The sequence below is a fragment of the Streptomyces sp. NBC_00569 genome, assembly GCF_036345255.1.
Taxonomy (GTDB): domain Bacteria; phylum Actinomycetota; class Actinomycetes; order Streptomycetales; family Streptomycetaceae; genus Streptomyces.
Genome location: NZ_CP107783.1, coordinates 8,777,030 through 8,801,777, shown reverse-complemented (window position 1 = coordinate 8,801,777; position 24,748 = coordinate 8,777,030). Strand labels below are relative to the sequence as shown.

Below are 24,748 nucleotides of genomic sequence, written 5' to 3'. Positions count from 1 at the left end.
TCAGCCGATTCCGGGGATGAGAGAGATGAGTACGTCGATGATCTTGATGCCGATGAACGGCGCGATCAGACCGCCGAGGCCGTAGATCCCGAGGTTGCGTCGCAGCAGCTTGTCGGCGCTCACCGGCCGGTACTGCACGCCCTTCAGGGCGAGGGGTACGAGCGCGATGATGATGAGCGCGTTGAAGATGACCGCGGACAGGATCGCGGAGTCGGGCGAGGACAACTGCATGATGTTCAGCTTGTCCAGGCCCGGGTAGACCGCCGCGAACAGCGCCGGGATGATCGCGAAGTACTTCGCGACGTCGTTGGCGATGGAGAACGTCGTCAACGCGCCCCGGGTGATGAGGAGTTGCTTGCCGATCTCGACGATCTCGATGAGCTTGGTCGGGTTGGAGTCGAGGTCGACCATGTTGCCGGCCTCTTTGGCCGCCGACGTACCCGTGTTCATGGCCACGCCGACATCGGCCTGCGCGAGCGCGGGGGCGTCGTTCGTGCCGTCGCCGGTCATCGCGACCAGCTTTCCGCCCGCCTGCTCCCGCTTGATGAGAGCCATCTTGTCCTCGGGAGTGGCCTCCGCGAGGAAGTCGTCGACGCCCGCCTCGTCCGCGATGGCCTTGGCCGTCAGCGGGTTGTCGCCGGTGATCATGACGGTCTTGATGCCCATGCGGCGCAGCTCGGCGAACCGCTCCCGCATGCCGTCCTTGACGACGTCCTTGAGGTGGATGACACCCAGTACGCGGGCACCCTTGTCGTCCTCGACAGCGACCAGCAGCGGGGTGCCGCCCGCCTCAGAGATCCGGTTGGCCAGGGTGTCCGCGTCGTCGGAGACCCGGCCACCCTGCTCCTTGACCCAGGTGGTGACCGAACCGGCCGCACCCTTGCGGATCTTGCGCCCGTCGACGTCCACTCCCGACATGCGGGTCTGGGCGGTGAACGCGATCCATTCGGCGCCGGCCAGCTCACCCTGGTGGCGTTCACGCAGCCCGTACTTCTCCTTCGCCAGGACCACGATCGAGCGGCCTTCGGGGGTCTCGTCTGCCAGCGAGGACAGCTGCGCGGCATCCGCGACCTCTGCCTCGCGGGTGCCGGTCACCGGCACGAACTCGGAGGCCTGCCGGTTGCCGAGCGTGATGGTGCCCGTCTTGTCGAGCAGCAGCGTGGAGACGTCGCCGGCGGCCTCGACCGCCCGGCCGGACATGGCGAGGACGTTGCGCTGGACCAGGCGGTCCATGCCCGCGATGCCGATCGCCGAGAGCAGTGCGCCGATCGTCGTCGGGATGAGGCAGACGAGGAGGGCCACCAGGACGACCATGCTGAGGTGCTTGCCCGCGTAGTCCGCGAACGGCGGCAGAGTGGCGACGGCCAGCAGGAAGACGATGGTCAGAGACGCGAGAAGAATGTTCAGCGCGATCTCGTTGGGCGTCTTCTGGCGGGCCGCGCCCTCGACCAGAGCAATCATGCGGTCGATGAACGTCTCGCCGGGCTTCGTCGTGATCTTGATGACAATGCGGTCGGAGAGGACCTTCGTACCGCCGGTGACCGCGGACCGGTCGCCGCCGGACTCGCGGATGACGGGCGCGGACTCACCGGTGATCGCCGACTCGTCCACGGAGGCGACGCCTTCGACGACGTCACCGTCGCCGGGGATGATGTCGCCCGCCTCGCACACCACCAGGTCGCCGATGGTCAAGGCTGTGCCCGGCACCTGCTCCTCGGCCTTGCCGTCCTTGGACAGGCGGCGCGCGACGGTGTCGGTCTTGGCCTTGCGCAACGTGTCCGCCTGCGCCTTGCCGCGGCCCTCGGCCACCGCCTCCGCCAGGTTCGCGAAGATCACCGTGAGCCACAGCCAGGCGCTGATCGCCCAGCCGAACCAGTCGCTCGGGTCCTTGAAGGAGAACACGGTCGTCAGGACCGAGCCGACGAGCACCACGAACATCACGGGCGACTTGACCATGACGCGCGGATCGAGCTTGCGGCAGGCGTCCGGCAGCGACTTCAGCAGTTGCTTCGGGTCGAACAGACCCGCGCCGACACGTCCTTCGTCCTTGTGACCGGTCGGCACATCGCTGTGGGGCGCCCGGGTCGGAGTGGCTGTGGACATCGCGTCCTCGTCGTTTTCTGTACGGGTCTTCGCTATACGAGTGGTCATGACGCCAGCCCCTCGGCCAGCGGGCCCAGCGCGAGGGCCGGGAAGTAGGTCAGGCCGGTGATGATCAGAATCGTGCCGACGAGCAGCCCGGTGAACAGCGGCTTCTCGGTGCGCAGGGTGCCGGCCGTGGCAGGGATGGGCTGCTGCTCGGCGAGCGAGCCTGCGAGGGCGAGGACGAACACCATCGGCAGGAAGCGGCCCAGCAGCATCGCGAGGCCGATCGTGGTGTTGAACCACTGCGTGTCCGCGCTCAGACCGGCGAACGCCGAACCGTTGTTGTTCGCACCCGACGTGTACGCGTAGAGGATCTCGGAGAACCCGTGCGCGCCGGAGTTGAGCATCGAGTTCGGCGGGGTCGGCAGCGCCATCGAGATCGCCGTGAAGACGAGCACGAGCGCCGGGGTGATGAGGATGTAGCAGGCCGCGAACTTGATCTCGCGGGTGCCGATCTTCTTGCCCAGGTACTCGGGCGTACGGCCGACCATCAGACCCGCGATGAACACCGCGATGATCGCCATGATCAGCATGCCGTAAAGCCCCGAACCGGTGCCACCCGGAGCGATCTCACCCAGCTGCATGCCCAGCATCGTGATGCCGCCGCCGAACCCCGTGAACGAGGAGTGGAACGAATCCACCGCCCCGGTCGAGGTGAGGGTGGTGGCCACCGCGAAGATCGACGAACCGCCGACCCCGAAGCGGTTCTCCTTGCCCTCCATCGCGCCGCCCGCGATATCGAACGCCGGGCCGCCGTGGTGGAACTCCGTCCACATCATCAAAGCCGTGAACCCGATCCAGATCGTCGCCATCGTGGCGAGAATCGCGTAGCCCTGCTTCAGGGAACCGACCATGCGGCCGAAGGTGCGCGTGAGAGCGAACGGGATGACGAGGATCAGGAAGATCTCGAAGAGGTTCGTGAACCCGTTGGGGTTCTCGAAGGGGTGGGCGCTGTTGGCGTTGAAGTAACCGCCGCCGTTGGTGCCCAGCTCCTTGATCGCCTCCTGCGAGGCGACCGCGCCGCCGTTCCACTGCTGCGAGCCGCCCATGAACTGACCCACGGAATGAATCCCGGAGAAGTTCTGGATCGCGCCGCACGCCACGAGGACGATCGCGCCGACCACGGAGATCGGGATCAGGACACGGATCGTGCCGCGCACCAGGTCCGACCAGAAGTTGCCGAGCTCACCCGTGCGGGAGCGCGCGAAGCCGCGCACCAGCGCCACCGCGACGGCGATGCCGACGGCCGCGGAGACGAAGTTCTGCACCGCCAGGCCGGCCGTCTGCACGACGTGGCCCATGGCCTGCTCGCCGTAGTACGACTGCCAGTTGGTGTTCGCGACGAACGACGCGGCCGTGTTGAACGCCTGGTCCGGATCGATCGACGTGAAGCCGAGCGAACCCGGCAGGCTGCCCTGGAAGCGCTGCAGCAGATACAGGAACAGGACACTCACGGCCGAGAAGGCCAGCACACCGCGGAGGTACGCCATCCAGCGCATCTCGGTGTTCGGGTTGGCGCCGATGCCCTTGTAGATCCACTTCTCGACGCGCAGGTGCTTGTCGGAGGAGTAGACCCTGGCCATGTAGTCCCCCAGGGGACGATAGGCCAGGCCGAGCGCCACTATCAGCGCGAGGAGCTGGAGTACACCAGCGAGAACGGGGCTCATATCGGTGCTCAGAACCTCTCCGGGTAGATGAGGGCGAGGACCAGATAGCCCAGCAGGGCGACGGCAACGATCAGGCCGACGATGTTTTCGGCAGTCACAGCTTCGTCACCCCCTTGGCGACGAGAGCCACCAGCGCGAACACCGCGATCGTGGTGACGACGAAGGCCAGGTCGGCCATCGCGAGCTCCTAGATGAGGTTCGGATTGAACGGACGATTAGAGGAAACCGCCTCCCTGGCCGAATTCGAGCGCCGTTGACGTCTCCCATACGGAGGCGCGTACGCCTTTGACGGAACTCTTACGGCTGGCTCATCCATCAGCAGGAACCCGCTCCCCCATCCGCCTGAATACGCCGATGGCCCGCGCCGACGAGGTGCGGGCCATCAAGAGTGAAAGGCGTCACGAGATACGGAACCGGAGCCTGCAGATCACCGCGTCCGTGTCCTTCCGTACGGCATGGGCGACGACCGCGCCCCTCTGGTTCTGCAGCAGCCGCTGCCACAGCCGGTCGGGCTCGACCTCGGCGATCAGCACGGTCACCCGGCTACCGGCCTCGGCCGCAGCCGCCTCTCCCACGTACGCGGCGATCGGCCGGCCCAGCGCGCGACGCTCCGAGATGAGCTGGACCAGCGATACTCCGGGGTTCCACAGGGCCCAGTCGCGCACCAAGGCCTCTGTCTGCGCACGGTCCTCGGCGTCCGGGTGGCAGACGGTGACCGCCCGTACCTCGTCGCCCAGCGAGGCCGCCGCGTTCAGAGCCTCACAGGTCAAGCGCGACAGGTTCGACACCGGGACGATGACGACGGATCGGTCTCGGTGGGGCGGATCAGGGATGCGCCCGAGGCCCAGCCGTTCCCCGATGCGCGCATACGCTCGGTGCACCGTCTCGAAGGCTGCGACCAGCAGCGGCAGCGCGATCACGATCAGCCATGCACCGTCTTCGAACTTCGTGGCCGTCACGACGACTGCGGAGACGCCTGTGAGTACGGCTCCGAAGCCGTTCAGCGCCGCCTTGCCCTGCCAGCCCCTCCCTCGCTGCTCACGCCAGTGCCGGACCATGCCCACCTGGGCAACCGTGAACCCGATGAAGACACCGATGGCGAAGAGCGGCACGAGGGTGTTGGTGTCGCCGCCGGAAAAGACCAGCAGGGCGGCCGAGACGGCGGCCAGGGTCAGGACGCCGTGGCGGTGGACCTGACGGTCGGCCTTCAGTGCGAAGACGTGCGGAAGGTAGTTGTCACGGGCCAGCAGCTTCAGCAGGACCGGAAGCCCACCGAAGGAGGTGTTCGCGGACAGTGCCAGAAGGATCATCGTCGCGAACTGGATGACGTAGAAAGCCCAGTTGTGGCCCAGCGACGCGTCCGCGAGCTGTGCGAGGACAGTGACGCCCTCGACCGGCTGCAGGTGGAAGCGCGAGATCAGGACCGACAGGCCGATCAGCATCACGCCGAGTACGGCCCCGAGGGCGACCTCCGCGCGCTGTGCCCGGCGCACACGCGGGACGCGGAAGGACGGCACGGCGTTGGCGAGGGCCTCAACGCCGGTGAGCGCGCTGCATCCGGACGCGAAGGCCTTCAGCAGAAGCAGGGCGCCGACCGTGGTGGCGTTGTCCGCGAGCACGGAGGCGTGGCCCGCGGCAGCCGCCGTACTGACGGGCCCGGACCGGAACAGACCGACGGCGATGAGCACCAGGATCGAGACGACGAACACGGCCGTCGGCACGATGAAGGCCCTGGCCGACTCGACGATGCCGCGCAGGTTGACGCCCGTGATCAGGACGAGCACGGCAAGGCATATCCACAGCCTGTCGTCGTAAAGCTCCGGAAAGGCCGAGGTCAGGGCGGCCACACCGGCCGTGACGGCCACCGCGACGTTCAGCACGTAGTCCAGGACCAGCGAGGCCGCGGCCACCAGGCTCGTACGGGCGCCCAGATGGGTCTTGGCCACCGCGTACGAGCCGCCGCCGTCCGGGAACGCCGCGATCACCTGCCGGTACGAAGCGACGAGCACCGCGAGCAGTCCGGCGATGGCGAGCGTGACCGGCAGGGTGAAGCCGAGGCCGTGTGCCCCCGCGGCGGCCAGCACCAGGACGATCGCCTCCGGGCCGTACGCCACCGACGCCATCGCGTCGAGGGACAGGGCGGCCAAGCCGGTGAGGGCAGTGAGCCGATGGCGCTCGCCGGTATCCGGGGGTTCCTCGTCGGCAGGGGCGGCGCCGGACTCGGCGGTCAGGACAGACATGGGACACGTGCTCCTTCACATCAGAAAGGCCCACGTACACGGGGAGGCGATACGCGGGTGCATCCACGTTCTGTCCTCTTACCGCCCTCACCGAGCGCTCCTTGCGGCTTCTTCGCGCTGAAGTCCCCGACCTTGACGTGATCTTGACGACCGTGTGACTCATACGGCTCCGCAGGAGTGACCCCTTCCTCACGGCCGCGCCCTGACCAGGACGTCAAGGTGGGGCAGCGTGTCCGTCAGAGCCCCGTCAAGGTGCGGGGAATGTGCTTCCCCGGGCTTTACCGTCGGCTCCATGGGACGCCCCGACGACGCGCGACAAGACGCGGTCCACAGCCACGCAGAGCCCCCCGCAGCAGTGACGCACGACAGCCGCTGGGCAGGGGATCTACGCAGTGCGATTCAGTGCTCGGCGGTAATCCTCGGCCTCATGCTGCTGATCGATTGGTGGGCCGGCGGCTTCACGGCCCCGCGAGTCGCACTGTGGGTCGCTCTCGCGGTGCTGCTGTTCGTGGTCCTGTACCCCGCCCGGGTCACCGCGGGCGAAGGCTGGCTGGCCTCGCGCGGACTCCTGCGCGAGCGGCGGGTACGCACCGACACGTTGGTGTCGGTGCGCTGCCTGGGTGGCGTCTCCCAGCGGCTCCGCCTGCGGGACACGTCGGGCAGACGGCTCGAGATCAACCCCCAGGTCCTCCTCAACAATCCCGAGCTGTGGCACCGCTTCGCCAAAGACGCCCACGAGTCCGCCGCCCGCGGACACCTGACATGCGGGGAAACCGCGCTGCGCAGAATCTCCGCGCAGATCGACCGCGAGACGGCCTTGACGGTGTTCAAGGCCTCCGGCCTGGACTGAGTTCTTCACGCCCGTCACCGGAAGTCCCGCGCACCGGACCGGCCCACCGGCCGCAAGCACATCGACGTCGTCGAAATCGGCCACCTCTCACCCCCTTCTGTCCGCCGGGTGCGGCTGCACCCCAGTCATGAGGATGTCCAGGCCACGCCGCGTCGTCGCCAGCACCACTCGGTCGCCCGCACGCAGGACCTTCCCTTGCGAGGGGCGCCAGTCGAACCCGGGCCGGCGCAACCGGATCCCGGCGAGGGTGTCCATCGACGACTGGGGCTCGGGTCCGGCCGCGGAGGGGCCGACGGCCAGGACCCGCCACTCGTGCTCCCGGAACGCCTCGTGGACCGAGCGCCCTTCGAGCTCGGGGTGTCCCGCCACATCCACCACGGTGAACAACAGCGAGCCCCGCTCGACCGGCATCACCCCCAGCACGTGGCGGCCCATCATCGCGGCGGCGAAGGACGGTGCGGCGAGCGCGGAGACACTGCGGCTGCGGGTCGGGGCCTGGGGGTAGGAGGCGCGCAGGGTGCGCTGGACCGTGGCCGCGAAGTCGTCGTCGTACAGCCGCATCACCACGCGCACACTCGGGGTGGTCTCACGTGCGGCCATCACTATGTCGAGGTTCTCGCTGTCGTCCCGGGTGAGGACCAGCAGCGATTTGCTGTGCTGGATGCGTGCCCGGTCGAGGACTCCCGGCGTTCCGGCATCCTCGAGGACCAGCGGAACGTCGAGTTCGCGGGCGAGGGCCACGCCGCGCGCGTGCGGGTCCCGTTCGACGGCGACGACCTTGTGGTCGGTGGTGCGCAGCTGCGCCAGCACACGGGTACCGATCTTCCCGAGACCGACCACGACGATGTGGTCGTTGAGGTCGTCGGAGGGCGCGAAGCCGACGGAGGCGCTACGGAACGCCTCGGTGGCGCTCATGGTGGCGGCCACGACGAGGGGGAGGACAGCGAGACCGACGAAGCCCGCGACCAGTTGCAGCACACGGCGGGCCACCGCCTCGTCGGTGGCCGGGTCGCCCATCGTGAAGATGTCCAACAGAGGTAGGTAGACGTTCTTCCACCAAGGGTGCTCGTGTGCGAACACAGCGGTGGCGACCGCGAGCACGACGACGATCGCCGCCAGCGCGCCGAAGACGGCGATGACCTCGCGGGAGAGGAAGACCCGCCACGGCAGATGCGCGAGCCGCGCCAGCAGCCAGCCGCCGACCGGTCCGCCCCGCACACCGGCGGCCGGCTCAGAGACGTGGCGGTGGGTGACCTCCTCGAGCATCAGCCGTCCGTGCGTGAACTGCCGGTGGTAGGCCGTGCGGGTGTCCGGCAGCAGTTGGGTGCCTTCCTCTCCTGGTGTCTCGGGGCTGTCGTCGCTCGCCGGATCGTCCTGGTGGGCTCCGGACAGCACCGCGAGTGTGGCCAGATCGGTCGACCGGGGTGGCGACCCGGCGGGCCGCACGACGCCGCGGAAGACCTTTCCCTCGACCTGGAGGGTGTGGCCGTGGCCGACCGCGGCGGCGGCCACCAGCTCGGGCACAGCCGTATCGGCGTCGGACAGCACCGTGGTCGACATGTCAGGGCGGGGATCGTCGTCGCTTGCGCCGGTGACCTCGGCGGCGGCGCGGTCCAGGAGGCGCTCCAGGTGGCGTCCGCGCTCGCGGTTGAACATGCGGATGACGAGGCGAACGGACGGGTTGAGACCTCGGGCCAGCAGCGCTGCCGTCATGTTGACCTGGTCGTCGGCGTAGGTCAGCGCGAGTGCCGCGGCCCGCTGCACGCCCGCGGTCCGCAGGATCTGTTCGTCGGGGTGTGCCGCCACGAGAAGCTCGATGGGCGAGTGCGGGTCGCGGTGCAACGCTGCGATCTCGGCGCCGCGCCCGTCGCCTCGTGAGGGCAGTACGACGGTCACGGCCTCGCCGCACACAGCATCCAGTTCGACGGCGAGCCGGTGCGCGAGCCCGTCGTCGCCGCAGATCACCATGTGCTGGGAGCGGTGGCCAAGTTCCGTGCGGAGGTGAAGAGTTGACGTCACATCAGTCAAGAACAGCACTGCGGGGGTGCCTGGTTCCGGGTCAGTGAAGGTTCGGCGTCAACGTTGCGTATATGTACGCCGGCAGTGCGGGGGCGAACCAGGCACCCCTGCAGGCCTGCCGCCCCTGCCCTGCCGGGTGTCAGCCGTCCTTCATCGGTCCCGCGGTGTCGAGGGCCGCGCCGGTCTGGTCGGCAAGAGTCACTGCCACGAGGCGGGCCCGGAGCGGTGGGACGGGTCCCGGGCCGGGGCTGAGCATGAACCGGCCGAGGTAGTGGCCGTTGCCGTATGTGCGCAGTTCCGTCTCACCTTCCGGCCAGCCCCTGCCGTCGACGTCCCAGCGCCTGAGGCCGACCGCGACACTGCCGTCCGGTTGCAGTCGGGGCGGCTGTCCCATGAGGGTGCCGTATTCGAAGCGGCAGGCGCGCAGGCCGAGCAGTTCGGTGAGCTGGTGGCGGACGTGGTCGACGACGGTGTCCGAGGACTTCGCGGACTGAGCGAGGTCGGCCGTCGCGTGGATGCGGGCGAGGTATGCCGCGTCCGTCACCGTGATCACTTCGAGGCTGCGGGCGTGTGCCGCGAGCTGGGACACGATCAGGCCGACAATCAGGAGCAGGACTGCCGTCTCGATGTCGTCGGAGGCGTTGATGTCGAAGGTCCGGTACGGCCGGGTGAGGAAGAAGTCGAACCAGGCGGCCGCCGACAGCGCCGCGAGCGCGCCCGCCACGCGGCTCCCGACGGCGGCGATCGCGACGACCACCACGACCAGGACCAGTGCGGCGTTCGTCTGCGACAGGCCAGTGCGGAAGGGCACGAGCGCGAGCACCACCAGGAACGGTCCCGCAAGGCCTGCCACCAGGGCGAGCCGGTCACGGAGCCGGTAGCCGGTCATCATGCCGTCACCTCTTGCGTTCATCGCGGCGAGTGCGGGCCTGGGCCCTCGTACGCCGATGTCAGAGCTCATGTGCTCCTCCTGTGCTCTGCGTACCGCTGGAGTGCTCCGCCCGGTCGGCGAAGGGCAGGGACAGCACCATGGTCAGGCCCCCGCCGGGAGTGTCCTCCGGGACGAGGGTGCCGTTCATCGCCTCGGCCAGACCTTTTGACAGGGCTAGACCCAGGCCGAGTCCTGTGGCGTTGTCGGTGTCGCCGAGACGTTGGAAGGGTTCGAAGAGACGGTCGCGGGTGGGGGTACCTCCCTGCTCGAGCGGATCCGAGAGCTTGGGGGAGGGCGGGAGGCCCGGGCCGCGGTCGACGACGCGCACTTCGACACGGCCCGCGTGGGCGCTGGCGGTCAGCAGCACCTTGCGCCCCGCAGGACTGTGGCGGGCCGCGTTGCCCGCGAGGTTGGCGACCACCCGCTCCAGCAACGGCGGGTCGGCCAGCACGGCCGGAACCTCCTCCAGGTCCCCCACCTCGACCTCGGGTGTGTCTGCCAGCGCCGCCGGCAGGACCTCTTCCAGCGTGGTGGAGCGCAGGTTCAAGGTGAGCGCCCCTGCCTGCAGCCGGCTGAGGTCGAGGAGGTTCTCGATCAGCCTGTTCAGCTTGGCCATGGATTCGTCGGCGGTGGCGAGGAGCTCGTCCCGGTCCGCGTCGGAGAACTCCACATCGCGGCTGCGCAGCGAGGAGACTGCGGCCCATCCGGCGGCGAGCGGGGTGCGCAGGTCGTGGCCGACCGCCCGGAGGAGCGCCGTACGCATCCGGTCGGCGGCCTTGACCGGTTCGACCTCGGCTGCGGCCTCGGCGAGCCGGGCCCGTTCGACGGCGGCGCCCACGTGTGCCGCGAAAGCGGCCAGCACGCGTCGCTCGGAGGACGGGAGAGCGCGGCCTCGCAGCATCAGGAAGGCGCCGGGGCCCGCGGGCACGACTGTTGCGCCGTCCTCCCCCGGCGGCTCGTCGACCAGTACCGCCGAGTTCATTCCGAAGGTCTCACGGGTGCGTTCCACAAGAGCGGGGATCGTCGCACCGCCGCGCACGATGGTGCCCGCGAGAGATGACATGGTCTCCGCCTCCGCGGTGGCTCGCGCCGAGCGCCGCGACAGACGCAGGGAGCGGTCGACGACGGTGGCCACTATGGCAGCCACCACGACGAAGACCGCGAGCGCCAGCAACGCGTTGGGATCGCTCAGTGTGAAGTGCCCTCTGGGCGGGATGAACCAGTAGTTGAGCAGCAGGGACGCCGTCACCGACGCAATCACCGCCGACACGACCCCGCCTATGCAGGCCACCCCCACCACAGTGAGCAGGAAGAGCAGGGCCTCGCTGGTGAGGTTGAGCCTGTCCCTGGCCGTGTCCAGATCCAGCAGGAAGGTCAGGGCCACCGGCAGCAGGAGGCCGGCGACCGGGCCCGCGACCCTGCGGAAAGTCGACAGGGTGCGGCGGCGGGAGGGCAGCAGCGTGCCGCGCCCGGCGCGTTCGTGCGTGACCATATGGACGTCGATGTCGCTGGAGAACTTGACCACTGTCTCGCCGGTGCCGCGTCCGGTGACGAACCGCTCAAGGCGGCCACGGCGGCTGGTGCCCAGCACGAGCTGGGTGGCGTTCTCGGCGCGCGCGAACTCGACCAGGGCGGTGGCGACGTCGTCACCGACCACGGAGTGGTAGCTGCCGCCGAGGTCCTCGACGAGCCGCCGCTGCCGGGCCAGGGAGGCGTGCGAAGTGCCGGCGGCCAGTCCGTCGCTGCGCGTGACGTGCACGGCGAGCAGGTCACCTCCGGCCGCCCGGTCGGCGATGCGGGCGGCCCGCCGGATGAGAGTGTCACCCTCGGGCCCGCCCGTCAGAGCCACGACCACCCGCTCCCGGGTCTCCCACACGCCACCGATGCCGTGCTCGAAGCGGTAGGACTGCAGTGCCTCGTCGACTCGGTCGGCCACCCACAGCAGGGCGAGCTGGCGCAGGGCGGTCAGATTGCCGGGACGGAAGTAGTTGGCGAGGGCCGCGTCGACCTTCTCGGGGGTGTAGATGTTGCCGTGCGCCATCCGGCGGCGCAGCCCCTCGGGCGGCATGTCCACCAGCTCGACCTGACGCGCCCGGCGGACGACCTCATCGGGCACCGTCTCGTGCTGCGGGACCCGGGTGATCTTCTCGACGACATCGTTGAGGGACTCGAGATGCTGGATGTTGAGCGCGCTGATGACATCGATCCCTGCCTCGAGCAGCTCCTCGATGTCCTGCCAGCGCTTGGCGTTGCGGCCGGCACCCGGAACGTTGCTGTGGGCGAACTCGTCGACGATCGCGACCTGCGGACGCCGCGCGAGGACCGCGGCGAGGTCCATCTCGGTGAACTCGCCCCCGCGGTAGGTGCACGAGTTCCGATCGACGACTTCCAGGCCGTCGAGCATCGCCTGCGTTCCGGGGCGCCCATGGCATTCCACGAACCCCACCACGACATCGGCACCGCGCGCCGACCTGCGCCGCGCTTCGTCGAGCATGCGGTAGGTCTTGCCGACTCCCGGGGCGGCCCCGAGGTAGACCTTCAGCCGTCCGGGGCGTACGCCACCCGCGCCGGTCCGTGTCACACCCTCGCCGGCCCGCACGTCGCTCATCTCGGTCCGTACGTCACTCATCGCAGCCGATGCGCTCCGCTCACTGGCGATCAACTCTCCCGGAGGGAAGGGTTGCTTCTCTCTACCGAAGCGCCAGTGAGAGTGCATCAGCGCGCCTCTTGACGCATCCTTGGCGCCGGTCACGTGGACATTGACACCACATTGACGAAGCCTGGTCCGCCGGGGTGAAAGAGGCGTACCGGGAAGTCGAGTGGGCAGGGGGCCACCAGTCCGTCCGGAGTCGGCAGCGTGCCCTCTGCGGCCTGGTACGGCTCACTCGTCAGCGGAACTCCGCGTACCGCGGCCGCAGCCCGAAAACGGTGAGCGCGACCGCCGCGAGGAGCGCGCCAAGGGCCCAGGGCAGCAAACGGCCTACCGCGGAGCGGCCCGCCTGCACCGAGGCAGTGAAGTGCTGGCGGTTGATGTCGGTCACCTTGTCGAGGGCGGCCAGCCACGCCCCGAAGTGCGCGTTGGACATGCCGGGTTGCCAGCTGATCCCGAACGCGACGGCCTCGCGTTCCTTACCCTGAGCGACCAGTGCACGCATCGTGCGGTCGTCGCGCTCGTAGACGGCGTACGTCTCGACCGCTCTCTCGGCCGCCGCCCGCTCGCCGGGGAAGGTGATGTTGTCCAGCTCGCGCCTGAACTCGCCGGTGAAGCGCAGGTCTTCGCGGTCGGACCGGTACGCCTGCCAGGTCGTGGCGAGTTCGTCGTCGTACGTGGCGAGGGTCGCGCCCCGCACGCCGTACAACCGCTGCGACTTCTCCAGGAACGCTCGCTCGTACCGGCCGCGACGCTCCTGGTCGAGGAGGTAGCGGCTCTCGTCGGCGTTCGCGTCGTACGCGATCGCGCGGGCGCGGGAGAGCGCGACGACGGAGTCGAACGCGTCCCGGCGGGCGCCCCGCAGTTGCTCGGCCGTCTCGGAGAGCGCCTGAGCACCGAGGAGGGTGGCGAGCAGGACGCAGACCGTGGCGGCCAGGACGCCGGGATTGAGGATCCGGCGGAAGCGGCGCGCCAGATACCACTGGAGCACACCCAGCACGGCGAGGAGCAGCACGCCGAGCGCGATGACGGCGGCGAGCTGCGCGGAGAGTGCCGAACGGGCCTGCACGTACTGCGTGTCGAATGCCCGATCGTTGGAGGCCACCAACTCTGCCGATTCCGGCAGGAGTTTCCGCTGGAGCAGGTCCGTCGCATTCCGGTAGTCGCCGACGGCCGACGCCTTGCCACCGGGCCGGCCGTCGTTCTCGAGAGCACGCCCCACCAGCTCCTGGTACTCGGCGAAGTCGTCGGTCAGTGATTCGACGGTGTGCTCGTCGGTGTGGTCGCCTTGAGCGGCGACGGCGAGGATGCGCAGGTCGTGGCCGATGTCGGTGCGGGCGTCGCCGTAGAAGCCGACCGCCTTCTCGTACGGCGTCCTCAGACGCCTGTTGCCCGCGTCGCCGCTGGACAACAGGATGTTCGCGGCCTGCGCGTCCATGTTGTTGAGGGCGAGGTTGAGGTCGGCGGCACTGGTGGTGCGCGGCGAGTCCCGGTCGGCGACCGCGCCCCAGGTGCCGGACGCGGCGAGCCCGGCCAGCACAAGCAGCAGAGCGAGGACTGCGGTCAGCGAGACCGTGGACACGTGCAGGAGGCGCAGCCGCGCGGGCAGGGTGGCCCAGAAGCGGCGGCGCAGAGCGGCCCACGCGTCCACGGCCTCGCGACGGGGGTGAGGGCCCGGCCGCGACCCCCCTCGTGGCCGCGGACCGGGCCCGTCCCCGGGCGGGGCGACCGGTCCGTGCTGCGGCTCTGCGACAGTCTCGGCCTCCGCCTCAGAACTGCGCGTGGTGCCGGCCGTGATGGTCACGAGCCCTCCATCGTCACGCCACGAACGGTCGCCCGTGTCCCCCGTGCCGCTCAGTGTGCGACGCGAAGCGGACACGAATGTGGTCCGTTGACGCCTTCCTGACGTCTTCTCAGGTGACCTTGACGCGAGCTTGATGCCACCGTTCGGCGGGTCGTAAGAGGGGCGCAAATTTCGTACCGGGTGGCGCAGTGCGGTCATCCGGCGGGGCTAGATTTCCCCTCGGCCGCCGGTGAAGACCGCGGGCGTCAGTGGCGTGACGGCTTCCCTCGGAAGCGCCCATCGGACGCCTCCGGTCAGGGCATCTCATGGGCAGCCGAACACGCGGACGGCGTCTCCCAGCCCCGTCGCCGACGTCCGTGCGCAGCCTTGCGGTGCCGGGGCCCCGGCACCGCAAGGCCCGGCAGCCCCCACACGTTCTGTCAGCCCGACCGGTCGCCGGCGCGCCGCCCTGTGCGCGGGCGCGGTCCCCACCGAGGCATGAAGGTCCCCATGTTTTCCGCACCTCCCCAGCAGGCCCCACCGTCCCCTCTTCAGCACGGACCCGAACCATGGACCGAGCGAGGTTCGGGACGCCGCGCGCCGAGCGGACTGTTCGAACCCGCCCAGCTCGCACGGTCCTTCCCCGAGGCGCTGCGAAAACTGCACCCGCGAATTCTGGTCAGGAACCCGGTACTGTTCGTCGTCTCCGTCGGAGCCGTCCTCACCACCCTCTCCGCGGCCCTGCACCCCGCTGTCTTCACCTTGGTCATCAGCGCCTGGCTGTGGCTGACGGTGATCTTCGCGAATCTCGCCGAGGCCGTCGCCGAGGGCCGCGGCAAGGCACAGGCGGAATCGCTGCGCAGGGCGCGTACGGACACGGTCGCGCTGCGCCTGCGTCACTGGAACTACGGCACCGACCCGAACAGCGTGGAGACCGAGGCGGTGGCTGCCACAGACCTCAAGCCGCTGGATGTCGTCGTGGTCGAGGCAGGCGAACTGATCCCCGCCGACGGCGACGTCATCGACGGCGTCGCGGCGGTCGACGAATCCGCCGTCACCGGCGAATCCGCACCCGTCGTACGGGAGTCGGGGGGTGATCGCAGCGGTGTCACCGGCGGCACGACGGTCCTGTCCGACCGGATCGTCGTCCGCGTCAGCGCGCGCCCGGGTCACTCCTTCCTGGACCGGATGATCGCGCTCGTCGAAGGCGCCGCACGGCAGAAGACCCCGAACGAGATAGCCCTGAACATCCTGCTGGCCGCGCTGACGATCGTCTTCGTCCTGGTCGTCGTCACGCTCCAGCCGATGGCCGGGTATGCGGATGCCGCTCAGTCCACCACCGTCCTGGTCGCCCTCCTCGTCACCCTCATCCCGACGACCATCGGAGCGCTGCTGTCGGCGATCGGCATCGCGGGCATGGACCGGCTCGTCCAGCGCAATGTCCTCGCCATGTCCGGCCGCGCGGTCGAGGCGGCCGGCGACGTGGGCACCCTGCTCCTCGACAAGACCGGAACCATCACTCTCGGCAACCGCGAGGCGGCCGCCTTCGTACCGGTGCCCGGCATCACCGAAGGCCAGCTGGCCGGCGCCGCCCAGCTGTCGTCGCTGGCCGACGAGACGCCCGAAGGCCGCTCCGTCGTCGTGCTGGCGAAGGAACGCTTCGGGCTACGGGCTCCCACCGAGGGCGAGTTGGGCCACGCGCGGTGGGTGCGGTTCACCGCGCAGACCCGCATGAGCGGTGTCGATCTGCGCTGGGACAACGGCGCGGTGTGTGCGATCCGCAAGGGCGCCGCCCAACAGGTGATCGAGTGGGTGCAGATGTACGGCGGCCAGGTCCCCGCCGAGGCGCGCTGGTTCGCCGACTCGGTCGCCGCCTCCGGGGGCACGCCGCTCCTGGTCGCCGTGCACGACTGGGACGGGCCACGGGTACTGGGCCTGATCCACCTGAAGGACGTGGTCAAGGACGGCATCCGCGAGCGCTTCGCCGAGCTGCGCCGCATGGGCATCAGAACCGTCATGATCACGGGCGACAACCCGCTCACGGCCAAGGCCATCGCCGAAGAGGCCGGCGTGGACGACTACCTGGCCGAGGCCACCCCCGAGGACAAGCTCGCACTCATCAAGCGTGAGCAGGAAGGTGGCAAGCTGGTCGCGATGACGGGCGACGGAACGAACGACGCGCCGGCGCTCGCACAGGCCGACGTGGGCGTGGCCATGAACACGGGAACCTCCGCGGCCAAAGAGGCCGGGAACATGGTCGACCTGGACTCCAACCCTACGAAGCTCATCGAGATCGTCGAGATCGGCAAGCAACTCCTCATCACCCGAGGTGCATTGACGACGTTCTCCATCACGAACGACGTCGCCAAGTACTTCGCGATCATCCCGGCCATGTTCGCGGGCGCGTACCCGGGCCTGGAGTCGCTCAACATCATGAGCCTGCACAGCCCGACCTCGGCCATCACCTCGGCGATCATCTTCAACGCGCTCATCATCGTCGCGCTGATCCCACTCGCGCTGCGGGGCGTGCGTTACACGCCCGCGTCGGCGCACGACCTGCTGCGGCGCAACCTGACGCTGTACGGACTCGGCGGCCTCGTCCTGCCCTTCCTGGGCATCAAGCTCATCGACCTGCTCATTTCCACCGTGCCAGGGCTCGGGTGAACAGACGGCGTCAAGAACACGTCCGGGCACGTCAGGGGCCCGTAAGAGACAGTGACTTGACCTTGTACGGGGTAGCTGCCCCAGGTTCCATAACAGCATGAACAGCGAGTGGCTCCTCATCGACCGGCCGCCTCATCGGGCGTCCCGCCGTGTGCCCCGCTGCGCGGAAACGCCCGCGTCCGCCGTCCGCTGACGCGCCTTCCGCCGCCCCAGGGGCGCCGTGACCCACGTCCGGCGCCCCTTTCCACGCCCGTACGCAACCGCCGTACGCGGACCCGAGCCGTACGCGAAGCCGTACTCGGAACCCCGGATGGACCATGCCTGACACCACCCTTTCGTCCCGTACTCTCCTCGTCACCGGCGCCACTTCCGGCATCGGCCTGGAGACCGCCCGGCAGCTCGCCGAACGGGGCGCCACCGTGCTGCTGCACGGCCGCACCGCCGAGGAAGCGCGCGCCGCCGCCGACCGCCTCGTCGCGACGGCCGGCATCGACGCCGACCTGCTGTGCACCATGGGCGCCGACTTCACCCGCCTCGACGAGGTCGAGACCATGGCGGCCCGTGTCATCGCCGAGCACCCGCACCTGGACGTCCTCGTGAACAACGCGGGCATGGCGGCACCCGAGCGGCACACCATCACCGCCGACGGCAACGAGATCGCCTTCCAGGTCAACTTCCTCGCCCACTACCTGCTGACCTGCCTGCTGGAACCGGCCCTCACCAGCAGTCCGGGCGGCCGCGTCGTGAACGTCTCCTCGTCCCTGCACCGCACCGGATCCATCCAGTGGAGCGACCCCAACCGCGCCCGCCGCTACTCCCGGCTCGCCGCGTACGCCCAGTCGCAACTGGCCCTGACGGTCTTCGCGGCGGATCCGCGCGTCACCGCGGTGTCCGTCCACCCGGGTGTGTGCGACACCCCGCTGCTCCCCCTCTACGCCCACGACGGCGTCACACCCACCGAGGGCGCCGCACACGTGGTCCGCCTCTGCGACCCGTCGGTCGAAATCGTCAACGGCGCCTACTACGACCGCGCCGAACGCGTCGCCCCCGCGCCCGCCGCCACCGAGGACCGCACCGTCAAGCGCCTCAACAAACTGGCCGACCTCCTCGTCGGCCGCACCGCTTGAACGCACCCACCCCATAACGGAGTTACCACCCATGTCGAAGCGATCCCGCAAGAAGAAGACCCGCCGCAAGAAGAAAGCGAACCACGGCCACAAGGCCGGCCAGCGCTGACCCGCCCGTAGGGGCGAGCGGGGCCACCAGACCGGTGACGCACGCCGCACCTCCCCCGCCCGCCCCTCCCCCTCACTGCCCCACGGAGAAGCCGATGATCGAACTCGAACCCCGCCAACTGCCGCCACTCACCCGCTGGTTCCCTGCCGGCGCCCCCGGGCCGGCCACGATCGGCGAACACGTCCTCACCACCGGCGTCGGCCGCTGGTGGGCGGACCGAACGGATCAGCCGCGCGTCATCGCCGTTTCCTGCGCCGACCATGTCCTGCTGCGCGGCTCCCCTGACACACCCGAGGACCTGGCGGCCCTGGCAGGCAGCCGCATCGACGCGCCCACCCGCTTCCTGCCGGCCCTCGGCGCGGCCTTCGACCGCCTCACCCCGTGGGAACGCATGGTGTGGACCCTGCAGGCCGAACCGCAGCCCTGCCCGACCCCCCGCGGCGTGACCGTACGCCGCCTCGAACCCGCCGACACCGATGCCTTGCACGCCCTTGGCGCCGATTCGGCCTGGATCCACGCCAGTTGGGGCGGCGCCGAGGGCCTCGCCACCTCCGGTCACGGCTGGGCCGCCGTAGACCGCGGCGGCCAGGTACTGGCCATCGCCTGCACATACTTCCGCGGCACCCGCTACGAGGACGTAGCGGTCTTCACCACCCCTGACCACCGTCGCCACCGCCTCGCGCTGGCCTGCGTCACCGCCCTCGCCGCGGACATCACCGCACGCGGCCACACCCCCAGCTGGAACTGCTCCGTCCTCAACCGCGCCAGCCGCCTCCTGGCCTGGACAGCCGGCTTCCGGCTGGTACGCGAGTACGTTCACTACGCGGTGGGAAGCCCAGCTCGCCAGAACCTTCTCACCACGTAGGAGCCCCCATCAGAGCACCTCTCCTCAGCCTGACCATCCTCGAAGGCCGCCACGAAATGGCCATCCGCAAGCTGAAGCTGAAGGCCGATTCCTTCACCCTCACCTACTCCATCACGCTGCCCCTGCCCGAGTCCGACGCCCAGCCTGCCGCTCCGATACTCGAGGCACAGGACGACCTGGGCAACGAGTACCTCGACTGGGGCGGCGCGTACGGCCCGAGCCCCGACGGAAGCAGCACCCACGGCACCCTCTCAGGCCGGCCGGCGCTCCCGGCCGAAGCCCGGACACTGCACGTGCGCTTCACGTTCCTCCGCGCCGGGAGCGAGCAGTCGCACGAGGCGTCACTACAGATCCCGGGTTCGGTAGCAGGACACAGCCGCGACCACGCCCGCCCTCAATCCTCTTGATCGGCGGCCGATGCCTTCAGCAGCCGGTTCACCTGCTCGCCCGCCTCGTCGTACCCGGCGTCGCAGATGCGTTGCAGTTCACGCAGGTCACCGGTCGCACAGGCACGGCGAGTGAGCAGCAGTCCGGCTCGCATGCAGCCCTCGTCCAGCAGTTCGCTCAACTCCTCGACATCGTCTGCCGCGTCGGCGAGGTCGGCCAGCCGGTCCAGAGCAGTCTCATTGCCCGCGTCGGCCAGCTCGCGCAGGGACTCCCGATCGATGTTCGTGTGCGTCATGCCGTCATGGTGCGCCCCTGCCCCAGGGGAAAGGTCAAGTGGGACGATGGCCCGGTGATCACCATCGGGCAGCTGGCCAGGTACGCGGGGGTATCGACCAAGACCGTCCGCGTCTACCACGACAAGGGACTGCTCCCCGAGCCCGACCGGGACGCGTCCGGATACCGCCGGTATGGCGCGCAGGACGCCATCGACCTCATCAAGATCCGCACCCTTGCCGAGGCCGGCGTCCCCCTCGCCCGCATCCGGCAGCTGAGAGCGGCGTCCGACGAGGACCTCCAGCAGGCGCTGCGTGAGGTGGACGACGAACTCACCACCCGTATCCGAGATCTGCGAGCGGCACAGGGTCGCCTGCGCCGACTCGCCGCCGGTCGGGCGACAGCACTCCCCACCGAAGTCTCCACCCACTTGGAACGCCTGGCCGACTGGGGCTTCACTCCACGATGGGTGGATTTCCAACGCGACCTGTGGATCCTCGTGTTCGCCGCCCATCCGGAGCAGGCGATCACCCTGTTCCAGGACCAGTCCGAAACCCTGGCCGACCCCGCGCTGCGAAGCCTCTTCATCGACTACGACCGCGCGTACGACCTCGACGCCGACGACCCCCGCGTCGACGACCTCGCGCACCGCATCGTGGAGGCGACCCGGCTGCGCTACGCCAGCGCCGAACCTCCGTCGTTGGACGCGACCTCCGACGTCTCCGCGCTCATCCAACAGACGGTCAACGCCAGCGCCCCGGCGTGGCGACGACTCGACGCACTCATGCGCGCACAGCTGGACGGGTGATCCAGAGGCAGCCGGGCCGAGTCGGTCCGCCCGCCTGTGACGCTGTTCTCTCCCAGGCCGTTGGACGGCCTGCGCCACCTTGGCGATCTCCTCGACGACGTCGTGCAGCGAGGCGAGGTGCAGAATGTTGACGGCGGTGACGACATCGATCCCGGCTGCGAGGAACTGTTCGACGTCCTGTCAGCGCTGGCGTTGCGGGCGCCGCCGGGCACGTTCGTGTGCGCGAGCAGCGCGCCGGGGTCACGCTCGGTGAACGCGCCGCCGGGGTAGGCACAGTGGGCGCACGGCAGCTGTGCAGCTGGTATGGGCGGGTCCTTCTTAACGGAAGCTTGACGCCCTCGGACAGCTCATCCTCAGGCCCATACGTCACTCTCTGCTTACGCTGGTGCCGCCGTCCGTGTGATGGCCGGGACCACACGCTGAGCGGCACGTCAGGAGAGCACGTCGATGGCCACCACCGAACACCCGCCTCCGAGCCGACTACGGACGTGGATGCTGCAGGGCCTGTCCGACATGGGCAAGCCCGGAGGGCACACGGGACCTCACGCCGAGCCGGAGCCCCCGCACAACGGCCAGCGTTGGTGGCGGGTCATGTGTCTCACCGGCGTCGACTATTTCTCGACCCTGGGCTACCAGCCGGGCATCGCCGCCCTCGCTGCCGGACTGCTCTCCCCCATCGCCACCGTCGTGCTGGTGATCGTCACCCTGGCGGGCGCCCTTCCCGTCTACCGCAGGGTGGCTGAGGAGAGCCCGCACGGCGAGGGCTCGATCGCGATGCTGGAGCGGCTGCTGTCCTTCTGGAAGGGGAAGCTGTTCGTCCTGACCCTGCTCGGCTTCGCCGCGACTGACTTCCTCATCACCATCACCCTGTCCGCGGCGGACGCTTCGACCCACCTGGTCGAGAACCCGCATCTGACCGACACCCTGCACGGCAAGCAGATGCTGATCACGCTGATTCTCGTGGCGTTGCTCGGCGCGGTCTTCCTCAAGGGTTTCCTGGAGGCGATCGGTGTCGCGGTGGCCCTGGTGGCGGTCTACCTCGCGCTCAATGCCGTGGTCGTGGTCGTCGGTATGTGGCACGTGCTGACCGAGGGACACGTGGTCACCGACTGGACCAGTGCCCTGACCGCCGAACACGGCAACATCTTCGTCATGATCGGCGTATCCTTGATCGTCTTCCCGAAGCTCGCCCTCGGCCTCTCCGGCTTCGAGACCGGCGTCGCGGTCATGCCTCACGTCCAGGGCGACCCGGGCGATACCGAGGAGAACCCGAAGGGCCGCATCCGGGACACGAAGAAGCTACTGACGACCGCCGCGCTGATCATGAGCGTGTTCCTGATCGCGACCAGCTTCATCACCACGGTCCTGATCCCGGAGAAGGAGTTCGAGTCCGGCGGCCAGGCCAACGGCCGCGCGCTCGCCTACCTCGCGCACGAGTACCTGGGCGGTGCCTTCGGTACCGTCTACGACCTGTCCACCATCGCCATCCTGTGGTTCGCCGGCGCCTCGGCGATGGCCGGGCTGCTCAACCTGATGCCGCGCTACCTGCCCCGCTACGGCATGGCCCCGCACTGGGCACGAGCCGTCCGCCCCATGGTGATCGTCTTCAGTCTGGTGGCTTTCCTGGTCACCTGGGTCTTCGACGCGAGCGTGGACGCGCAGGGCGGTGCCTACGCCACGGGCGTCCTGGTCCTGATGTCTTCGGCGGCGATCGCGGTGACCATCGCCGCCCGCAAGGCCGGTCAGCGCAACTGGACCATCGCCTTCGCGGTGGTATCGGCGGTCCTGTTGTACGTGACGGTCGTCAACGTCATCGAGCGTCCCGACGGCGTGAAGATCGGTGCCTGCTTCATCGTCGGCATCATCCTGGTCTCGCTGCTGTCCCGGCTGGCGCGCGCCTTCGAACTGCGCGTGACCAGCGTGACGCTGGACGACATGGCGGAACGATTCGTCCGTGACATGGCCACCAGGAAGATACGGTTCATCGCCAACGAGCCCGACCGGCGCGACAAAGCCGAGTATCGCGACAAGATCGAGCAGATCCGGGCGGACAACGACCTGCCGGAGCCGGAGGACTTCGTCTTCCTCGAGGTGACGCTCACCGATCCGTCCGAGTTCGAGGGCGACCTGACCGTCCACGGCGAGGTCCTCCACAACCGCTACCGCGTCCTCACCCTGGAGTCCTCCTCCGTCCCCAACGCCCTGGCCGCCTTGCTCCTCCACGTGCGCGACTCGACCGTCTGCACACCGCACATCTACTTCGAGTGGACCGAGGGCAACCCCTTCCACAACTTCCTGCGTTTCTTCCTCTTCGGCCAGGGCGAAGTCGCCCCGGTCACCCGAGAGGTCCTGCGCAAAGCCGAACCCGACCGCGCCCGCCGCCCCCGCGTCCACACCGGCTGAATCCGACGTCGGCGTCGACGTCAAGATCGCGTCAAGATGCGACCGTACGCGTCAGCGCCACGTCAGGGGCCGTCGCTGATCTGGCACGAGCTCGACACGGGTGTACGCCGCTCCATCGAGCAGGGCGCACTGCGCCAAGGAGCAGACGTCCTGGAGCACCTCGGCCACAGGATCGACGACGAGACCACCCAGTCAGCCCTCAGCGCGTCCGGACTTTCCTGATCAAACACCGAAGAAAGCTACGGCAGGCGACGACGCCTGTGCCGCTCGAAAATACGATTCGTGCTGTGTCCTGTGCTGAAGTCGTTGGTTCAGGCGGCGCGCCGGTACTCGTTGATCAGGCCTCCGAGGACGGACTGTCGCCGAATCCTGCGAGTCTGGAGGTCGGTGACGGTGGCCGGGGCGGGCGTTTAGCCACTGCCGGGGGCCGCTACTGGCGGGATTGACGTGGGCGGTGCCCGTTGTAGTGACACATGCACTCGGTCAGCGTCGCCACGGCATGGGCTTCGTTGTAGATCAGCATGCGGTCCAGGATCTCGCGGCGGAGGGTGCCTACGACTCTCTCGCAGATCGCGTTCGCTCTCGGTGCCCGCGGTGGGCTGAGCAGGGTGTCCACGCCAACGGCTTCGAAGATGGCGTCGAAGGAGCGGATGTATTTACTGTCCCGGTCCCGGATGAGGAAGCGCATCAAGTGCATGCGGCACTCCAGGGTCATGGCGAGGTTCCTGGCCTGCTGAGCGGTCCACGCGGCGGTGGGGTGGGCGGTGACGTCGGCGAGGTGGAGGCGCCGGGTGCCGTGTTCGATGAAGACCAGGGCATGGAGGCGCTTGAGGAAGATGGTGTCGATGTGGAGGAAGTCGGCCGCGATGATGCCGTGGGCCTGGGCGGTGAGGAACTGGTGCCAGGTCGGCCCCGAGCGTTGTGGGGGCGGGGTCGATGCCGGCGGCGTGAAGGATTTCCCAAACCGTGGACGGGGCAATCGCGTAGCCCAGGCCGGCGAGTTCGCCCTGTACCCGCCACTGGCCCCCTCTGCCGTTCTCCCGAGCTAAGCGCAGGATGCGCTGTTTACGATGGGCGTGGTGGAGGGTCTTCCTGAGCGGCGGTGCCGGGTGAACGTCCGTTTGCGGGCCAGGAGTTGACGGTGCCGGGCAAGCACTGTGGTGGGGGTGACCGCGAAGACGTGGCTGCGCAGAACGGCAGCGGGCACCGTGATCAGATTCCGGACCAGTGCAGCGACGACCGACAGCGACATCCGCGGATCGCCCCAGAACGCTCGAAGCCGCGTCGCCAGGATCAACAAACGAGCAGGCCACAGCCCGAATCGTATTTTCGAGCGGGACAGGATTAGCCGCGGAGCTGTCCACATGCTCGCCCGTTGAGTACTCCGTCATCCTCAGCTGCCGGGGTCGCCACTGCTTCGCGTATTCCGAGACACCCCTCTGTCCGAGTTCACGGCGAGCCTCAGCCACGCATGGCGCCATGTTCCGTTTCTCCACGCAGGTCTGCGTGAGACGCTCGATCGCGTCGTCCTGTGTGCCGTAGCCGGCTTCCTCGCGTTGCTTGCCGAGAGCATCCCTGAACCGAATCGTGTACGGGTGCGGACAACGGGTCGGTTTGGCACAGTCGCAGCCCTTGAAGAAGGACCCCATGCCGCGGGCGACCTGTCGGGCCACGTATCGAACCTTCCAAGTGCAAGTCAGTGATCACGCACCCGCGTCTGCGCAACGTGCGCAAGGTCAGCAAGCGGAGACACTGCTGCGACGCATGCTGACCTCTTGCTGACCAGGGCCATCACTCATGCCTCCGGGAGGGGGAACCTCCGACCGG

General features: G+C 68.9%; 18 protein-coding genes. 8 read left to right on the top strand and 10 right to left on the bottom strand.

What is annotated here, in order from left to right; translation table 11 throughout:
• From kdpB (OHO83_RS39755) to OHO83_RS39740, 4 genes are all read right to left on the bottom strand, one after another.
• A complete protein-coding gene (kdpB, locus tag OHO83_RS39755; protein ID WP_330280590.1) occupies window positions 1-2,151 on the bottom strand; it encodes a potassium-transporting ATPase subunit KdpB in 2,151 nt (716 codons plus the stop codon).
• Entirely contained in the window at window positions 2,148-3,812 is a 1,665-nt protein-coding gene (kdpA, locus tag OHO83_RS39750; protein WP_330280589.1) for a potassium-transporting ATPase subunit KdpA, read from the bottom strand. The genes kdpB (OHO83_RS39755) and kdpA overlap by 4 nt, the downstream gene beginning before the upstream one ends.
• Window positions 3,813-3,820: 8 nt before the next feature.
• A complete protein-coding gene (gene kdpF / locus OHO83_RS39745; protein ID WP_018536030.1) occupies window positions 3,821-3,910 on the bottom strand; it encodes a K(+)-transporting ATPase subunit F in 90 nt (29 codons plus the stop codon).
• Between the two features lie 300 nt (window positions 3,911-4,210).
• Window positions 4,211-6,052, bottom strand: a complete 1,842-nt coding sequence (locus OHO83_RS39740; protein WP_329436518.1) for an APC family permease — start codon at window positions 6,050-6,052, stop codon at window positions 4,211-4,213.
• A 427-nt stretch (window positions 6,053-6,479) separates the two neighbouring features.
• On the opposite strand from OHO83_RS39740, the gene OHO83_RS39735 reads away from it, so the two are divergent.
• Window positions 6,480-6,902, top strand: coding sequence for a hypothetical protein (locus tag OHO83_RS39735; RefSeq protein ID WP_329436516.1), 423 nt, complete (start codon window positions 6,480-6,482; stop codon window positions 6,900-6,902).
• Window positions 6,903-6,989: 87 nt separating this feature from the next.
• On the opposite strand, the gene OHO83_RS39730 is transcribed toward OHO83_RS39735, so the two are convergent.
• From OHO83_RS39730 to OHO83_RS39715, 4 genes are all read right to left on the bottom strand, one after another.
• Window positions 6,990-8,921 carry an NAD-binding protein gene (locus OHO83_RS39730; RefSeq protein WP_329436515.1) on the bottom strand — a complete coding sequence of 644 codons (1,932 nt, stop codon included), beginning with the start codon at window positions 8,919-8,921 and terminating at the stop codon, window positions 6,990-6,992.
• Between the two features lie 139 nt (window positions 8,922-9,060).
• Entirely contained in the window at window positions 9,061-9,882 is an 822-nt protein-coding gene (locus tag OHO83_RS39725; RefSeq protein ID WP_329436514.1) for a DUF4118 domain-containing protein, read from the bottom strand.
• A complete protein-coding gene (locus OHO83_RS39720) occupies window positions 9,872-12,460 on the bottom strand; it encodes a sensor histidine kinase (protein WP_329438038.1) in 2,589 nt (862 codons plus the stop codon). The genes OHO83_RS39725 and OHO83_RS39720 overlap by 11 nt, the downstream gene beginning before the upstream one ends.
• A gap of 280 nt (window positions 12,461-12,740) precedes the next feature.
• Complete coding sequence (locus tag OHO83_RS39715; protein WP_330280588.1) at window positions 12,741-14,306, bottom strand: hypothetical protein; 1,566 nt, start codon at window positions 14,304-14,306, stop codon at window positions 12,741-12,743.
• 489 nt (window positions 14,307-14,795) lie between these two features.
• Here OHO83_RS39715 and kdpB (OHO83_RS39710) point away from each other — a divergent pair, with 489 nt between their 5' ends.
• The 4 genes from kdpB (OHO83_RS39710) (at window position 14,796) to OHO83_RS39695 (ending at window position 19,457) form a co-directional block, all read left to right on the top strand.
• Window positions 14,796-16,949 carry a potassium-transporting ATPase subunit KdpB gene (gene kdpB, locus OHO83_RS39710; RefSeq protein WP_330280587.1) on the top strand — a complete coding sequence of 718 codons (2,154 nt, stop codon included), beginning with the start codon at window positions 14,796-14,798 and terminating at the stop codon, window positions 16,947-16,949.
• 317 nt (window positions 16,950-17,266) lie between these two features.
• The gene (locus OHO83_RS39705; protein ID WP_330280586.1) at window positions 17,267-18,076 is read left to right on the top strand and encodes an SDR family NAD(P)-dependent oxidoreductase; all 810 of its coding nucleotides are present in this window, start codon (window positions 17,267-17,269) and stop codon (window positions 18,074-18,076) included.
• Window positions 18,077-18,279: 203 nt separating this feature from the next.
• Window positions 18,280-19,050 (top strand): GNAT family N-acetyltransferase, encoded by a 771-nt coding sequence (locus OHO83_RS39700; RefSeq protein ID WP_329436510.1) that lies wholly within the window; start codon window positions 18,280-18,282, stop codon window positions 19,048-19,050.
• 56 nt (window positions 19,051-19,106) lie between these two features.
• The gene (locus OHO83_RS39695) at window positions 19,107-19,457 is read left to right on the top strand and encodes a hypothetical protein (RefSeq protein WP_266667004.1); all 351 of its coding nucleotides are present in this window, start codon (window positions 19,107-19,109) and stop codon (window positions 19,455-19,457) included.
• Here OHO83_RS39695 and OHO83_RS39690 read toward each other — a convergent pair.
• Entirely contained in the window at window positions 19,445-19,732 is a 288-nt protein-coding gene (locus tag OHO83_RS39690; protein WP_266667006.1) for a hypothetical protein, read from the bottom strand. The genes OHO83_RS39695 and OHO83_RS39690 overlap by 13 nt on opposite strands.
• 54 nt (window positions 19,733-19,786) lie before the next feature.
• Between OHO83_RS39690 and OHO83_RS39685 the strand changes: the two genes are divergently transcribed.
• The 3 genes from OHO83_RS39685 (at window position 19,787) to OHO83_RS39675 (ending at window position 23,143) form a co-directional block, all read left to right on the top strand.
• Window positions 19,787-20,518 carry a MerR family transcriptional regulator gene (locus tag OHO83_RS39685; RefSeq protein ID WP_330280585.1) on the top strand — a complete coding sequence of 244 codons (732 nt, stop codon included), beginning with the start codon at window positions 19,787-19,789 and terminating at the stop codon, window positions 20,516-20,518.
• Between the two features lie 447 nt (window positions 20,519-20,965).
• On the top strand, window positions 20,966-22,921 hold the full coding sequence (locus tag OHO83_RS39680; RefSeq protein WP_266667010.1) for an amino acid transporter: 1,956 nt from the start codon (window positions 20,966-20,968) through the stop codon (window positions 22,919-22,921).
• Window positions 22,922-22,957: 36 nt separating this feature from the next.
• Complete coding sequence (locus tag OHO83_RS39675) at window positions 22,958-23,143, top strand: hypothetical protein (protein WP_266667012.1); 186 nt, start codon at window positions 22,958-22,960, stop codon at window positions 23,141-23,143.
• A gap of 208 nt (window positions 23,144-23,351) precedes the next feature.
• Here OHO83_RS39675 and OHO83_RS39670 read toward each other — a convergent pair whose 3' ends face one another.
• A complete protein-coding gene (locus OHO83_RS39670) occupies window positions 23,352-23,900 on the bottom strand; it encodes an integrase core domain-containing protein (protein WP_330280584.1) in 549 nt (182 codons plus the stop codon).
• Window positions 23,901-24,748 lie beyond the last annotated feature (848 nt).